Raw genomic sequence first — 16,323 nt, 5'->3', positions numbered from 1 at the left:
TTACTCCACCCGTAAAAATTCAAAAATCGGTTGATATAAGGCATAAGAGTAATGGTTGCAGGCATACTGCAATAAAGCTGTTGTATCTTGCTCCTGCAAAATAAACTGCCAATCTCGATGCAATTTGCAGGCCTCATTTTGAGTCATGTCAAAGCCAGAGAAATCACCCGTATCATTCCAGTCCTTCAATACTTGCTTTTGACTCTCTTCAGTTAACACCTGAGTTGAATCCAACTCAATCCACTCATATTGCTTGCCCTTTTCTAAAGGCTTTAACACTAAGGCAGCAGGCAAGACTACGGGTTGCTGTTGTGCATCTTGCCAAAGCTGTAACCATGCATCTAAATAGTGTTTCGCTTGTTGAGAACTTAGTCCTTCACAAATCACAGTCTGATCACTAAACACCACAATACGCCGCTTATCCGTGGCAGTATCACTATTCAATACCGTCAGCCAAAGCAGATATTCCAACCAGACTTTGGCAAAGCGTTTGGCGCGCGCACTGGAAGCATCAAGACTGACCCAGTCTTGTGTGAGTTGCGTCGGTGTCACACAAGCAATTTGTAGCTGCTTAGACACACGCCAAATACGTTGTGTAGTTTCAGTTGGTACTGGTGCATAGTGCTGCAGACGCTCTAACAGGCGTTGTTGCTCTAAGCGACTCTGCTGCCATGCACTGTGCTGGACTTTTCCAACGGGTAACTGGTCCTGCAAGACACTTGGAGAGAGCTTTTCATCATGCTGTTGTAAAAAATGACGAATTGCATATTTACCCAAACCATCCAGCAATAAAGGTTCGGATTGATCGACCAATTCAGTGGCTGTTAAATTTTCGACCCCTAAAGTTTTTAAATACAATCGTGCTGGGAAACTGACATCCTGAATCCATTGCTGACTATCCAAAATGGTCATTTCATTCTGTTCAACAGCAACTGTCGTATTAACCCATGCTTGTCGATCACCTTTGGTTTGCTGAATCTGTGAGGCGACCTTAAACCATTGGTCTTGAAAGCGCACGGGGCGATCTGAAACAAAACCAAGTGGATCAAAAGGTTGTAGACGATGTAAGTGATATAGCGGATAAAGCTGTGCGGGGACTTGCAAAGCATCCAACCCGGCTAAATCGGCTTCTGATAAAGGAAAACTGTCTTCAAATGAAGTATCTCCTTCAGGGAGAGATTTAGAGAGGGTTGGCTTTACAATCAAAGCCAAATGCTCGCGGAACCCTTGCAACACACTGGATGGCTCTCTAACCTCACCATCATTGATATCAAAGCCATTATAAAACAGCCAAACCTGCTCTTGCGCCAACAAGATTGCATCTAAAAATGCCCCCTGATCATCTTCCAAACGAGAACGATCACCTAATTGCTGCCGTAACACATCCATCAAATCAAAGGGGATATGGCTGTCCCGATTCGGGAATTTACCCGTATCTAAATTCAATAACACAATGAGGCGATACGGAATCGGGCGAATTTGACCAATCTGACTAAAAGTGATTTGTCCCGTGGGTTCAACTTGTGCAGACTGGCTTTCTAGTGTGCGTTGAATTTCCTCAACAATATAAGGTAAAGGCAAAGATATTTGCCCTAACTGCGTGTCAGCATCGCCATAATAGTTGGCTAAGGTCAGCATACGTTCTTGTTTTTGAATAATTTCTCGTACAGCTTTTAATGCAACAACGTCAGTTTGTTCGAACTCTTGCACATCCTGTTTAATTCGTTGCAACCAGACTTCAACTGGCAAACGCTGTCCTTGCTCATGTGCCACCAACCAGTCACGCCGTGCAGACAGCTCCTGATAAATCTGAATCAAAATCCCGATCAGTTCAAAATCACTCGGTTGAACTAAGGCATAACTTAAAATGTCCTGCACCATCACATGGGCTGGCACGGCAATACCGAGCGCCAAACGATCTAAGGCAAATTTAAAACTATAGCGGTAGTCTTGGTCATCAGCGCTAAGACTCTGTTTTAAATGTTCAGCATCTAAACCACGCTTAAAACCAGCCTCATTCAGTAATGCTAAAATCCGCTGTACCTGTGTGTAATCCAGCCCATAACGTTGTTGAGTTGCAGCAAGATTGAGCCAATCTGCAAAATCATCTTGACTGAATCGTCCTTGGGTCAATTGCAAACGTCCAAGTACTGCACGCCAAGCATTTAAGGCATCTAGCTGTGCCACCCCTGCAATTTTAACTGGCAGAAAAACCTCATGTTCATTTGCCACAGCTGGAAAAACACTTCGAATCAAAGGTTCCAGTTCAGCTAAATTCGGGGTCAAAATCAGCACATCACTTGGGCGACGCGGTACAGCATCTGCTTGAGACAACCAATGTACCAACTGTTCTTTTAATACTTCAAGTTGTCGCACACTAGAGTGGCAAACATGAATCTGAATTGATTCATCCTCAGGTGCAAGTTCATATTGCTGAGATTGAGGTTCAGCTAAGTAGAAAATATCAGACTGGACCTTTCCAAGTAACGTTTCGGGAAACTGTTCTACAAAGGCATCGACCCACTTTCCCTCTTCTCCCGTTGCCAGTTGTGACAATAAGGAAAAATGATCCCGCGCCTGTTTACCTAGACGTGTCAGTAAAGGATGTCGAGATTCACGATTTAAAGCATTAAAACCTAAACTGAAACTGTCAAAGAATGCCGCAATCTCTGTATCGCTGGCATTGGGATGTTTGGCGATGTAACGCTCTTTCACCCCCAAGTCATAACGCTTTTTCCAGAGTGGATCGACACTGTCAGCCCAATATTCTTGTGATGGGTTATAGTGCAAAATCACCACATCTAGATACCGTCCTAAACGACGTAAAAATTGCAGCTGACTCGGCGGTAAATCTAAAATCGTAAATACAATTACCTGATTAGGTAATTGGGCCAAGGCCTGCTGACGTGTTTTTTCACTCTCTAAATGTTGCCAAAAGTCAGCATCAATACGTTGTATTTCGACAAAATCATCATGGAAATAATGTTGCCATAACCAACGTTGCCAAGCTTCCAACTGTTCAGTTTGCTGTAAGCTAAATGCCGAGGTTTGCTGGTCTGTTTTAGAAATCAGTTGTTCAATATCTAAAGTACGATTTTGTCCCCAAGCCGATAGCCAGTTACCTGCACATGTGCAATTGCCTTGACAGGCGCGCTGACAGTGACCACGGTAAATCATATAGTTGCTGAAAAGTTGCGAAACCTGCTCCGCAATCCAATACAACATACTCTGCTTTTTAAGCTGTTTTTCTGTACCTTGTTGTAATTGGTCTGCGCTGTCATAAATCCGTTGCACAATCGAATATAAGGGGTGCTCATTCGCAACAGTATTCTGTTCAGGTTGAATGAAAGGCTGTAACGCTTGATGAATACGCCACTTTAAAATCAAGCGTGGAATATTGGCTTTACGGACTTGCTCCTTATTTTCCAAAACTTGCTGGTAGGCATACCATTGAAAACCGCGAATGCGCTGATGGAATTGGTAATTCGCAGTCATGCCTTGTTGTTCTGCAATTTTTTGGGTTAGCCATTGTTCTTGTGCTGGACTCGGGACAATAAAATGCTGGGTTTTAAATACCTGAAAGGGTGAGCTACTCGGCTGAGTGATTGATGCCATCACACCTTGCAATAATACGTCAAGGCGTTGACTTTGAATAACATGAATACCCATGCGTTAATTTAACCCCATTAATAAATCACCATTTTGCTCTACCAAAATGCCCATCATCACTATACAACTTCAGATCACTATGTCACGCTAAACACACAATCCAATAAAAAAATTGTTTTGAATTTCACCATTCAATACGATTGAATGTACTATCAAGGGATAGACTTTAGGTATAACTTTATGAAAATTGAAAAAATTCCTGATTCAATTGACCCAAGTTTAAACTTGGAACAGATTCGTGATGAATGTTTGGAACTCGCCAAGAAGCGTGCCTATTGGTCAGCAGGTGCAGCCATTATACCCATTCCATTTTTTGATGTTGTCGTCGACTTAGGCATGCTGACACAAATCATTCCAGATATTAATGCACGTTTTGGCTTAGCACCCGAACATATTAGTGTTTATGATCCTGAAACCAAAAAAATTCACTGGGATGAATTGCGTAAACGTGGTTTTGAGTTTTCAGGTTTTGTGGTGGCACGCACTGCCATGAAAAAATCATTTAATGGTTTCTTTACCAAAATCGCGACCAAGCAAGTGACTAAATTTATTCCTTTAGGCGGGCAACTTGTTGCGGCCAGTTTAGGCTACTTCATGATGCGTAAAATCACGGAAGCACATGTGCAAGATTGCTATAACCTTGCCAAACGTATTCAGCAGAAAAGCCGTAGTACCATTGTGGCTTAAAATTAAAATGCTTGACTCAACTTGGCCCGTTTACACATCACTGTAAAATGCAGATGTTTACAGTGATGCAACAGATCAATAAAAAAACCACACAAATACGTTAATATTCACTTAATTTTTTAAGCTTTGATAAAGATTGTATTTTTAACCTCCACATCTCGATGATAAATAGATGATGGAGCGTCATTGTGCAAAATAGCCAATCCCCTTCTCGGGTCCGTTCAATTTTTAACGTGACCAGCGGGAACTTCCTTGAACAATACGACTTCTTTCTGTTCGGACTCTATGCACAAGCCATAGGTGAAACCTTTTTTCATTCAGACAGTAGCTATGCCGCACTGATGAAAACCTTCCTGGTGTTTGCCGTCAGTTTTCTCATGCGTCCAATCGGTGCACTGGTGCTTGGCCCTTATGTCGATCGTATTGGTCGTCGTCGTGGTCTGATGGTGACCTTGAGCATCATGGCTTTCGGTTCATTAATCATCGCTTTCACCCCCAGTTATGCCAGTATCGGCTTTGCCGCGACTGTACTTATTTTCGTTGGCCGCCTAGCTCAAGGCTTCTCCGCAGGAGTTGAGTTAGGAGGTGTTTCGGTTTATTTAGCGGAGATTGCGGAACCACATAACCGCGGTTTTATTACCAGTTGGCAATCGGCAAGTCAGCAAGTTGCCGTCATTTTTGCAGCCATTTTAGGTTATATCGTCAGTGTAGTGTTCACTAAAGCGCAGGTGGATGCTTGGGCTTGGCGCATTCCATTCTTTGTCGGCTGTGCCATTATTCCCTTTATTTTTTGGTTGCGTAAATCCTTAGTTGAAACAGAAGCTTTCGCTTCTAGAAAAGAACATCCAACGACACGACAGATTCTTAGCACCTTAGCTACAAACTGGAAAATTGTGTTGGCAGGTGTATGTATGGTGGCAACCACCACTACCATGTTCTACTTCATTACGGTCTATACCCCAACCTATGGTAAAGAGGTTTTGAATTTAACGCGTAGCGAAAGTTTAATTGCTACAATTATGGTAGGGCTGAGTAATTTTATCTTATTGCCGATCGGTGGGCATCTCTCCGATAAATTTGGCCGTAAGCCCTTATTAGTCGCGACCACGATACTTATCTTTATTAGTGCTTATCCATTACTGACTTGGCTCACCCATACCATTAGCCTGTCACATATGTTGATGGTGTTATTGTGGTTCTCATTGTTATATAGCTTCTATAATGGTGCATTGGTGGTTTCATTGGCTGAAATGATGCCAAGCTCGGTTCGCATTGCTGGTTTCTCAGTTGCCTATAGTTTTGCCACTTCGATTTTTGGTGGGCTGACCCCAATGATTGCCACTTTTCTGGTGCAAACATCAGGCAATAAAAGCATGCCCGCCTTTTGGCTGATGTTTGCCGCGATCACCAGTTTGATTGCCACTTTAATCATTTTCCGCCAACAGCGTAGCTATAACGCACAACTGGCCAATAACAATTAATTTAAATGATAGTAGCAACAGCTCAAGGTGAATTAATCCGCCTTGAGCTGTTTTAGAATCGCTTTTAATACTTCAATTCGTGCGGAATACTTATCATCCGTCGCAATCACATACCACGGCGCATAGTCAGTATTGGTTCGTTTAAACATATCTGCTGCCGCATTGAGATAGTCATCCCATTTATCGCGGTTACGCCAATCTTCTTCAGTAATCTTAAAACGTTTATGTGGTGTTTGTTCACGTTCTTTAAAGCGTAGTGCTTGCTCATCCTTACTAATTGCCAGCCAGATTTTAACAATCACCGTTTGGCTATCTACCAGGTTTTCTTCAAAACGATTAATTTCATTATAAGCACGTTGCCACTCAACCGTAGAAGCAAAACCTTCAATCCGCTCAACCAATACTCGACCATACCAAGTACGGTCAAATATGGTGATCTTGCCACCGTCATTCAATTTGCTCCAGAAACGCCACAAATAAGGACGGCGTAACTCATAGCGCTCAGGCGCTGCAATAGTATGAATTTCATATTCTCTCGGATCGAGTTTTTTCACGATTCGCTTAATCGCACCGCCTTTACCTGCCGCATCCATCCCTTCAAAGGCAATCACTACTTTCCGTTCATCGTAGCGTAAAGTATCGGCCACTTTCTTGGTCAGCTTACTCAGCTCATCTTTATAATCTTGTTTTTCTAAACTGGCTTTTTCAGGTTCTAGTAACGCTTTTGGTATCGCAGCTTGTTGCCATTTCTGTGTGACTTTGGTTTGATGCTCAGGCAGCTCTTGTAAAGTCTGTAGTAAATACTGCGCAAAGCATTGATCACGTAACTTTTCATCTTCACCATCGACAATATACCAGTCATCGGTAAAGCGCTGACTCAAGCCTTGCAAAGTATCGTATTGTTTTTTGTTACGCCAATCTAAACCATGTAACTTATGCCAACGCTGCTCAGATGCATCAATCTGATCCAAACGTTTTTGTAGCGATTTCCACGATAAATCAAACCAGACTTTGACGATATGAACGTGATTATTTTGCAAGTCATGTTCAAATGCCCGCATTTGCTCAACATAAGCATCAAACAGGTTTTCATCCAAAGGTTTGGACACATGCATCGCGGTGGTTAAAAGATCGCTATACCAGTTACCAAACATCACCACGATTTGCCCCTCGGCAGGAATAAAACGGGTATAGGACTGCCAAAAAGTTTGATTATTTGACAATAACTGTGGTGCATCTGCTTTAACACGTAAATAGCGAGGATCTAACCATTCTCGTAATTGTTTAACCGCTTCCCCCTTTCCTGCAAGTTCAATTCCACTGACTAAAACCAACACACTTTTGGCATTTTTCTTATCACGGCTATTTTTTAAGGCGTATTGTGCTTCAATCAGCTCTAAAGAAAGTTCATCTTCATCACGTAATTCAAATATTGGCTGTTGTTTACTCATCTGTTGCTCTAAGCGGCTCATTATTAATATTAAAAATCAGTATAGCCAAAACTGAATTGATCCCAGAATAACCCTTGTACAGTTTGTGTAGATTGCTGTAGTCATCGCAGCATAGTGACCAATTGTTAAACATTTAGAGTTTATGCTGTCATGGTTCTCCGTTATGATGCAGCCTATGATTTTATGGTTTTATTTTCTTTGAGTTCGAACATGTCAAAACTCGCTGCATTTGATAATCTTTTATTACAATATCAAACTTTGAATTATCACCAAGATCCTGTGCTTGCACAGAGATTGCATGAAGTACAGGCATGGATGAAAGAGCGTATTGCACAGACTCATGCTGAGTTTTTTGCCCAAACTCAAAATCAACTCATGGCCCAGTATTTTTTAAATCGTTTGTATGGTGGACCAGACTTTGATTCAATGGCACAGCAAATCGAACGGCTACTGAAATACGCCCACAAAGCAGAAAATCTTTTGCCAGAAAATGCCATCAAGACAGGCACAAAATCAGTCAGTTTAGCTGTTCTGGCGACACGACTGGATGAACAAGTCGCGGTACAGCTCTTGCAAGATTACCCTCCTGAAACACCCTTAACTGATGAAATCATGCGTCAAACCTTAATCAAACTTGATCAAGGCGATGCACGTTATGAACAGTTACAGTTGCTTGATGAGCTCGGTCTTACGCTTGATAAATATATGCGCTCAACCATGATGTACGCTGCTTTTAAAATGTGTAAGGGCATTGCACATAAGTATCAATTTGATCGTATGTATGAGTTTATCCAAGAAGGTTTTGCAGCCATGAAACCGATGAAGTCTGCTGCAACCTTTATCAACACCTTTAGCGAAAAAGAGCGTGAGATCATTGAAAAAGTCCACGCAGGACACCCAAATCCATTCCGCAACTAAGGCTGAGCTGATTTCTCTGCAATCCTGACACTTTAGGTTGCAGAGAAAAATGAGTCTTTTCAAATCTTAAGAAAAATTAAAACACTTTTGAGAAAGTGACTTTCTGTATATTATTCATAACAATTGCATGCGAAAGCCTGTAAAAAAATACAAAATCTGTCATCATGCTTGCTGATTCGTGCCGCTAGAGCGAAAGTTTAGGAGAAAACTATGTCTAACGAAAACCAACAGCCTACCCCAGAAGTTGAGCAAAACCCAAGTTCAGACAAAGTCAGCCCTTTCTTAAACACGCCCCTTCCACAAGGCACGCCACAAGGTCAGCAGCAGCCGATCCAACAAGGTGCAGCGCAGACCTCAACAGGTTCAATCCCAAAATATAACTTACCCCGCGGTGCCAATACTGGCAACGTCGGTGCAACGACACACTTTGGTTACCAAACCGTAAGTAGTGATGATAAAGCACAAAAAGTTGCAGAAGTTTTCCATTCGGTTGCCAGCAAATACGACATCATGAATGACTTGATGTCATTTGGTATCCATCGTATTTGGAAACGTTTTGCCATTAATATGTCAGGTGTTCGTCGTGGCCAACATGTGCTTGATATTGCGGGTGGTACAGGTGATTTGGCAAAAGTATTTAGCCGTGAAGTAGGCCCACAAGGTCATGTCGTTTTGTCAGACATCAACGAATCAATGTTAAATGTCGGCCGTGATCGTCTGATTGATGCAGGCTGTACTAACGTTGATTTCGTACTTGCCAATGCTGAAACGTTAGAACCATTTGCAGATAATAGTTTTGATTTAGTGACCATCAGCTTTGGCTTACGTAATGTGACCGATAAAGATGCTGCGTTACAAGCGATGTATCGTGTACTTAAACCAGGTGGTCGCTTATTGATTCTTGAGTTTTCTAAGCCAGTGTTTGAGCCTTTCTCAAAACTATATGATCTTTACTCATTCACCGCATTACCAATCATGGGCAAACTGGTTGCTAATGATTCTGAAAGCTATAAATATCTTGCTGAATCGATTCGTATGCATCCAGACCAACGTACCCTTAAAGGGATGATGGAAAATGCAGGTTTCCAAAGCTGTGATTACCACAACTTAACGGGTGGTATTGTTGCTGTTCACCGTGGATTCAAACTTTAAGGTTTAAGATATGTGGTCGATTTTAGCACTCGGTGCAGTCGAACGTATCATTCATCATGTGATTGATTTGGATGCGATTACTCGCATTCAGCTCAATCAATTACAAGGTCAATTATTACGTGTTGTGATCGACAGCCCACAACTCTCAGTTGATGTTTTTTTTGATGAAAATAGAGTTCGTCTAGAACCGACCGTGACAGGACAAAGTCAAACCCCTTCTATTTTTGAACAGCGTCCTTTTGATCCTCAGCATAAACTCACGGATGCAACTGCAACTTTGCATGTTGAAAATACGGTTGAGCTGGTTAAATTACTGCTCAGTGATATGGATCAAATTGGTAATATCCCACTGCAAGGTGATTATCACTTATTGCAAGACATTCAAAGAATTATGCAGCAAGCTGAGCCTGACTTGGCAGCGCATTTATCACCGTGGATTGGTCCACAATTGGCACATGAATTGGGCAAAATTCAACTTGCACCGAAGCAATTGAAACACTCTCTACAAAGCCATTTATTTTTTGTTGAAGATGCCTTAAAAGAAGATAGCGGTTTATTTGCCCCACGTTGGCAGATGGATGATCTCAATCGAGAGACCCGCCAACTCAATCAAGAAATTGACCGCCTAGAAGCCAAGCTTCAGCAACTCAATGCTCAATTCAACCCACAAAAGCATTCCACTCAAGACTAGGTAAGACTTTATATGATTCCGCATGTTACACGGTTACTCGAACTCTGGCGTATTGCAGCACACTATCGCCTTGACACCCTGTTTCCTGCGGAAGAGTTACCAGTAAAAGCACGTCATGCATTAAATATCATTAAAATGCATCCAGCCGCATGGTCAAGTCGTGAGAAAAAAAATCCACTGAAGCTAAAAGAAGCCTTAGAGGACATGGGTCCGTTAGCAATTAAGCTCGGTCAATTACTGTCTACACGTCGTGATCTAATTCCACCAGAAGTCTTAACACAACTGGTATTATTGCAAGATCGCGTCAAACCATATGACACCCAATTAGCAAAACAGCGCATTCAAGAATCACTGAAAGCAGATGTATCAACCCTATTCTCACGTTTTGATGAGCAACCGCTTGCCGCAGCCTCAATTGCTCAAGTGCATACAGCAGCTTTGCATGATGGTCGTGAAGTGGTGGTTAAAGTCACTCGCCCCGATATTCGCAGTCAAATTTTACAAGACTTTGAAATTCTAGCTTGGCTTGGCGATTGGTTGGAAAATCGTTTGGAAGCGGCCCGTGCCCTACATCTCACTGAAATTATTCAAGACTATCGTCAAATCATCTTAAATGAGCTTGATTTAAGTTTAGAGGCGGATAATACCCGCCGTATGCGTCACTACTTTACTGGTTCAAGCATGATGTACGTGCCTGAAGTCTATATGGATAGTAAAGACGTGATGGTGGCGGAACGCATCACAGGTGTCCCGATTTCGGATATTGCTACCTTTGATCGTTTGGGTATGGATCGTGCGGATCTGGCGGAAAAAGGCTTAACCATTTTCTTCACCCAAGTGTTCCGTGACAATTTCTTCCATGCTGACATGCATCCTGGCAATGTCTTTGTCGAGACCATTAATCCAAGCAATCCACGCTTTATCGCGTTGGACTGTGCGATTATGGGTGAATTGTCTAAGCACGATCAAATGACGATTGCACGTATGCTACTGGCGGTGATGAACAGTAACTTCATGCAATTGATTCAAATTGTGCATCAAGCAGGCTGGATTCCACCGGGTACAGATCAAGATGCCCTATCCCGTGAAATGCGTCGTACCGTTGGCCCAATGGTTTCAAAACCAATGGATCAACTTGATTTTGCAGGAATTTTGATTCAGGTGATGGATATTGCCCGTCGTTTCCATTTAGAAATTCCACCACAATTGATGTTATTACTCAAAACACTGGTGCATGTTGAAGGTCTAGGGACTGACCTCTACCCTCAATTAGATATCTGGAAACTGGCAAAACCGATTCTAACCGAATGGGTCAAAGCCAATATGAACCCAGTCAAAAATGTGAAAGAACTGGGACAACAAATTCCTGACCTATTACTTGGCGCTCAAGATATTCCAGGCTTATTGATTGACAGCTTAAATGGTTTAAAAAACCAATCAGCTTGGCATGACAAACAACTGCGTGAAATCCAGCAAATGCGCTTACAAATGCAACAGCAGCAACGTCGTAGTTGGATGTTTGGTAGCACGATGCTGATTTTGTTGACCATCTCGATTATTACACCATGGTTTATCTCAATTATTCTGATTGTCCTGAGCAGCATAATTGCATTGTGGCGTATTGCTAAATAAACAGATATACACATCAAAGGCCGTATCTCATGGATACGGCCTTTGTTTTATGCTTCAACATTTGCCTGATAAATCTTAATAAAATCTTCGAGATCAGTTAAGATCATAGCTGACTGATCGATAAACATCTTAAAAGAACAAATAATGAAAACACCTCATTTTGCAATTGTTGGTGCTGGCACAGCTGGACTGGCAACGGCGATTCTGCTTGCTCGTGAAGGCAATCACGTCACGATTTTTGAACAAGTTGATGAACTCTCGCCTGTCGGTGCGGGTTTGCTATTGCAACCTGCAGGTTTAGCGGTATTTGAACATTTGGGTGTCCTTGAGCATGCCTTAAAATTAGGTGCTAAAGTGACAGGTCTGGAAGGTCAACTTCCTGATAAACGTCTCTTGGTGAATAGCCACTATCATCAGGCAGGTAGTAATCTCTATGGTCTCGGTATTCATCGTGCCACTTTATGTCACGTTCTCACCCACAAACTGGCTGAATATTCTAGTCATGTGACTTGGCGCATGAGCCATAGCATTGAACAGATTGAAGAACGACCGAGCGAAGTCCGATTATTAGGTACTTATCAGCAACACAAATTTGATGACTGTTTTGATGCTGTACTTATTGCCAATGGTGCACGCAGCCAATTACGCCCTCAAGCATGGGTAAAAGTTGATCAGGCTTATCCTTGGGGCGCAGCATGGACTATCGTACCTGAATGTCCAACACTCAATCCTGAAATCCTACATCAATTTTATGACCGCTCTAAGATCATGATGGGCGTATTACCTACAGGTGCTATACCAACAGCGTCTCAGCAACGACTCTCTAGTGTGTTCTGGAGTTTACCGACCTCACAGTTGCACACATTCCTAGACAAAGAATCCGCAAAGCAGCAATGGTTAAAACAAGTGGCTGATCGCTGGCCTGATGTGGCTGAATGGCTCAAACAACTATTGTCGGATCAACAACATCAACCGCAATGGTTGTCAGCGCAATATCGCGATGTGGTGATGTCTCAATTTGGACAAGAGCGAATTGGGGTGATCGGTGATGCTGCCCATGCCATGAGTCCACAACTCGGGCAAGGTGCCAATATGGCTTTGTTGGATGCCTGGGCTTTTTCACAATCATTACAGAATGCGCAGAAGAATCAGCAAATAGATTGGTCAGCACTGTGGCAACATTATCATCAACAGCGTCGTTCCCCGACCCAGTTCTATCAATTTTTAAGTCGCCTACTCACCCCGCTGTATCAATCTGATCATTGGTGGGCGGGCGGTCTACGTGACCTAACCTTTCCGTGGATGTATCAAATCCCTTATTTGCGTAAGGAAATGGCAATCACTATTTCAGGTTTAAAAACAGGTCTGTTTCAGCAAATGAGCTATCAACAGATTGCTGAATATCTACAAAATAAAAATGCCTTGATTCAACGCAATGAATCTTTAGCTGAATATGAATAAGAGCGACTGAATATGAAAATTAGTCATTTAGATCATTTGGTATTAACCGTGGCAGATATTGAAGTCACTTGTCAGTTTTATCAATCTGCCCTGAATTTTGAAGTCATTAGCTTCGGTGAAAATCGCAAAGCACTACAATTTGGCAATCAAAAAATCAATCTACATCAAGTAGGTAGAGAGTTTGAACCCAAAGCACTTCGCCCGACTGCAGGTTCGACAGATCTGTGCTTTATTGCTGAAACGCCACTGAATGAAGTGATTGCGCATCTCCAAGCACAGCAAATTGAAATCATTGAAGGTCCAATCGAAAGAACGGGTGCGATGGGGAAAATTTTATCAGTTTATTTAAGAGATCCTGATCAAAATTTGATTGAAATTTCAAACTACTAAGAAACCAACTTTATTTATAATCTATCGGGATATTTTGCAGTTGCAGATGAATATCCCAATGATCCGGCTTATTTTTTATTTCCCACCAATTTGCACCAGTATCTAGCCATTTTGTACGATGAACTTTTACTGATTCTTTTGTGCAGTCCTCATACCCAAACTCAGCACCACAGCAAGCACATATCATAAAGTTAGGTGTTTTCCCACCGCCCCCCCATGGTGCTTCGAATTGAATAAGTCCACACACTCTACAAGCCAGATTTTCATGATTTTTCAATACTGAACCCCAAAATTTTACCCAACACTCAATTAGTACGGATTGAAAAAGTTTTACTTAAAACAAGTAAGTTAACTCCTATTTATAACAATATAAACTTCACTCTATCAATCTCATGCAAAAATCGCATAACCGATTTTTTACCCAACAAGCATAGCCAACCCTTGCCACAACCGCTACACTAGCTGCTCTCCACTCAATGGATTTTCACTCATGTCAAACTGGTTAGATGAAGTTAAATTTGATTCCAATGGTCTTGTTCCTGCCATTGCACAACATCATCAAACTGGTCGAGTGCTCATGGTTGCGTGGATGAATCGTGAAGCTTTACAGCTGACTTCTGAAAAAAATCAGGCGGTGTATTACTCACGTTCACGTCAAAAACTCTGGCATAAAGGCGAAGAATCAGGGCACTTTCAAACCGTGCATGAAATTCGTCTGGATTGCGATGCCGATGTCATTATTTTACAAATTGAACAACATGGTGGCATTGCCTGCCATACAGGTCGTGAGTCTTGTTTCTACCGCAAACTGACACCTCAAGGCTGGGAAATTGTTGATGCACAGCTCAAAGATCCGACAGCAATTTATGGTGCATCAGCTAAAGTTGAAACACACGATCATGGTCAAAGTGAACAAGTTGATGTGCTCAGCTATTTAGGTCGTTTAATGCAAGAGCGTAAAACCGCTGAAGCGGATAGCTCTTATATTGCCAGCCTATATAAAAAAGGCATCAATAAAATCTTGGAAAAAGTTGGCGAAGAAAGTGTAGAAAGTATTATCGCTGCGAAAGATTATGCCGTGCTTGCTTCTTTAGAAAATAAACACGACTTGATCTATGAAGTGGCGGACCTATGGTTCCACAGCATTGTGATGTTAGGTTATTTTGATCTTGAGCCACGAGTGGTGCTGGATGAGTTGGCGCGTCGCCAAGGCTTATCTGGTTTAGTTGAAAAAGCCAACCGTAGTCAAGAAGTGTAACCAGAGCCTGTGTCAAATATAGAGAAACCCAAAGCCACCTACGAGCAAGCAATTGCCATAGACAATGCTCGTTTAGGTCAATCCTTTAAAGTGATTGCCTATGCTGGCACAGGTAAAACCACGACTTTACAAATGATTAGTGATGCCATGCCTGAACGGCGTGGTATGTACTTGGCGTTTAACAAAGCCATTGCTGCTGAAGCTCAAAATAAGTTTCATGGCAATGTAAACTGCCGTACCTTTCACTCGCTGGCATTTCGTAGTGCGCCACGAGGCGTAACCGACAAATTACGCTTACCGCGCTTAAGCCCAAGCTTTATTGCCAAAGAATATCGTCTAGAGCCCATTACACTACGTCGATTAATGGGCGGACGTTACGAAAAATATGTACTCATGCCGAGTCGTCTAGCCAGTCTGGTTGCAAATGCAGTCAGTTACTTCTGTTCAACCAGTTCACAGTATCCAGCACCTCGGCATATTCAAGCGCCAAGTTGGTTACATCTGGATGATATCGACGCCTTGCAACAGCATCTTTACCCTGCGGTGGAACGACGCTGGCTCGAATCAATTGATCCAAATCATCAAGCAGGGATTGGACACGATATCTACTTAAAACTTTGGGCCTTATCGGAACCAAATATTCCTGCCGATTATGTGTTGTTTGATGAAGCACAAGATGCCGACCCATTAATGCTTGGTATTTTACTGCGTCAGAAAAGCACCCAAGTCATTTATGTCGGTGATGCACACCAGCAAATTTACGCATGGCGTGGCGCAATCAATGCCATGCAGCAAATGCCATTACCTGAAAGTCGCCTTACCACGTCGTTCCGTTTTGGTGAAGCGATTGCAGATGTTGCCAACAGCTTACTCGGTGCACTGAATGAAACGGTGCCCCTGCTAGGGAATCCAAACCAGAAATCCAGTGTGGTGAATAAGCCACATACCAAGATGCGTGATGCAATCCTCTGCCGTACTAATGCACGAGCAATGGAACTACTGCTGTCAGGCTTAGTTCATGGAGACAAAGTCAGCCTACAAGCTGATCATCAAAAACTCAGTCGCTTTGTCGATGCTGCCAGCTTACTCAAACAAGGCAAACGGATTACCGATGTTCCTGAGTTGGCTTGGTTTAACTCTTGGCATGATGTACATGAATATTGTGAAACCAATGATGGCAGTGATATCAAGCCATTGGTTAAGCTAGTTGATGATCATGGCACTGACCCACTGAAAAAAGCACTGGCAAAAATTACGCCAATTGAACAAGCGGATTACGTGATTTCAACCGCCCACAAAGCCAAAGGGCTTGAATGGAATCGCGTGCATATCGAAGATGATTACCAATTTAAAATAAATGGGCTAGAACATAAAATTACAGATGAAGAGCTAAGACTACTTTACGTAGCCTGCACGCGTGCTAAAGTAAGTTTAAACATTCATCACTTATATGACTTAATACAACAATTAAAACGGTGCGCTCCCTCAAGTCTTCGTCAGTCCGCAGGTTAAAGCGCTCTTGATTGAGGTCAG

At 42.4% G+C, this 16,323-nt stretch carries 13 protein-coding genes; 10 read left to right on the top strand and 3 right to left on the bottom strand.

What is annotated here, in order from left to right; genetic code table 11:
- A complete protein-coding gene (locus F3J02_RS14520; RefSeq protein WP_167250376.1) occupies positions 1-3,669 on the bottom strand; it encodes an exodeoxyribonuclease V subunit gamma in 3,669 nt (1,222 codons plus the stop codon).
- Positions 3,670-3,849: 180 nt separating this feature from the next.
- Here F3J02_RS14520 and F3J02_RS14515 point away from each other — a divergent pair, with 180 nt between their 5' ends.
- Positions 3,850-4,356, top strand: coding sequence for a hypothetical protein (locus tag F3J02_RS14515; protein WP_167250374.1), 507 nt, complete (start codon positions 3,850-3,852; stop codon positions 4,354-4,356).
- A 188-nt stretch (positions 4,357-4,544) separates the two neighbouring features.
- On the top strand, positions 4,545-5,837 hold the full coding sequence (locus F3J02_RS14510; RefSeq protein ID WP_167250372.1) for an MFS transporter: 1,293 nt from the start codon (positions 4,545-4,547) through the stop codon (positions 5,835-5,837).
- Positions 5,838-5,869: 32 nt separating this feature from the next.
- Here the strand turns inward: F3J02_RS14510 and F3J02_RS14505 are convergent, their stop codons facing one another.
- Entirely contained in the window at positions 5,870-7,288 is a 1,419-nt protein-coding gene (locus tag F3J02_RS14505) for a phosphate--AMP phosphotransferase (protein ID WP_167250370.1), read from the bottom strand.
- 210 nt (positions 7,289-7,498) lie between these two features.
- Here F3J02_RS14505 and F3J02_RS14500 point away from each other — a divergent pair, with 210 nt between their 5' ends.
- The 6 genes from F3J02_RS14500 (at position 7,499) to F3J02_RS14475 (ending at position 13,532) form a co-directional block, all read left to right on the top strand.
- Positions 7,499-8,206: an FFLEELY motif protein gene (locus F3J02_RS14500; RefSeq protein WP_216076283.1), complete on the top strand. Its 708-nt coding sequence runs from the start codon at positions 7,499-7,501 to the stop codon at positions 8,204-8,206.
- A gap of 210 nt (positions 8,207-8,416) precedes the next feature.
- Positions 8,417-9,358 (top strand): bifunctional demethylmenaquinone methyltransferase/2-methoxy-6-polyprenyl-1,4-benzoquinol methylase UbiE, encoded by a 942-nt coding sequence (ubiE, locus tag F3J02_RS14495; protein WP_167250366.1) that lies wholly within the window; start codon positions 8,417-8,419, stop codon positions 9,356-9,358.
- Positions 9,359-9,368: 10 nt separating this feature from the next.
- The gene (locus F3J02_RS14490) at positions 9,369-10,049 is read left to right on the top strand and encodes a ubiquinone biosynthesis accessory factor UbiJ (RefSeq protein WP_167250364.1); all 681 of its coding nucleotides are present in this window, start codon (positions 9,369-9,371) and stop codon (positions 10,047-10,049) included.
- 12 nt (positions 10,050-10,061) lie between these two features.
- Entirely contained in the window at positions 10,062-11,681 is a 1,620-nt protein-coding gene (locus F3J02_RS14485) for an ABC1 kinase family protein (protein WP_167250362.1), read from the top strand.
- A gap of 144 nt (positions 11,682-11,825) precedes the next feature.
- The gene (locus F3J02_RS14480; protein ID WP_167250360.1) at positions 11,826-13,142 is read left to right on the top strand and encodes an FAD-dependent oxidoreductase; all 1,317 of its coding nucleotides are present in this window, start codon (positions 11,826-11,828) and stop codon (positions 13,140-13,142) included.
- 12 nt (positions 13,143-13,154) lie between these two features.
- Entirely contained in the window at positions 13,155-13,532 is a 378-nt protein-coding gene (locus F3J02_RS14475) for a VOC family protein (RefSeq protein WP_167250358.1), read from the top strand.
- A 10-nt stretch (positions 13,533-13,542) separates the two neighbouring features.
- Here the strand turns inward: F3J02_RS14475 and F3J02_RS14470 are convergent, their stop codons facing one another.
- Positions 13,543-13,809 (bottom strand): hypothetical protein, encoded by a 267-nt coding sequence (locus F3J02_RS14470; protein ID WP_167250356.1) that lies wholly within the window; start codon positions 13,807-13,809, stop codon positions 13,543-13,545.
- Positions 13,810-14,022: 213 nt separating this feature from the next.
- Between F3J02_RS14470 and hisIE the strand changes: the two genes are divergently transcribed.
- Together hisIE and F3J02_RS14460 are read left to right on the top strand one after the other, a co-directional pair.
- Positions 14,023-14,790, top strand: a complete 768-nt coding sequence (hisIE, locus tag F3J02_RS14465) for a bifunctional phosphoribosyl-AMP cyclohydrolase/phosphoribosyl-ATP diphosphatase HisIE (RefSeq protein ID WP_167250354.1) — start codon at positions 14,023-14,025, stop codon at positions 14,788-14,790.
- Positions 14,791-14,799: 9 nt separating this feature from the next.
- The gene (locus F3J02_RS14460; RefSeq protein ID WP_167250352.1) at positions 14,800-16,302 is read left to right on the top strand and encodes a UvrD-helicase domain-containing protein; all 1,503 of its coding nucleotides are present in this window, start codon (positions 14,800-14,802) and stop codon (positions 16,300-16,302) included.
- Positions 16,303-16,323: the final 21 nt, after the last annotated feature.

This window comes from Acinetobacter sp. Tr-809, assembly GCF_011753255.1.
GTDB lineage: Bacteria > Pseudomonadota > Gammaproteobacteria > Pseudomonadales > Moraxellaceae > Acinetobacter.
Note: the sequence above shows the minus strand (reverse complement) of the source record. Positions and strands in the feature narration are given on the sequence as shown.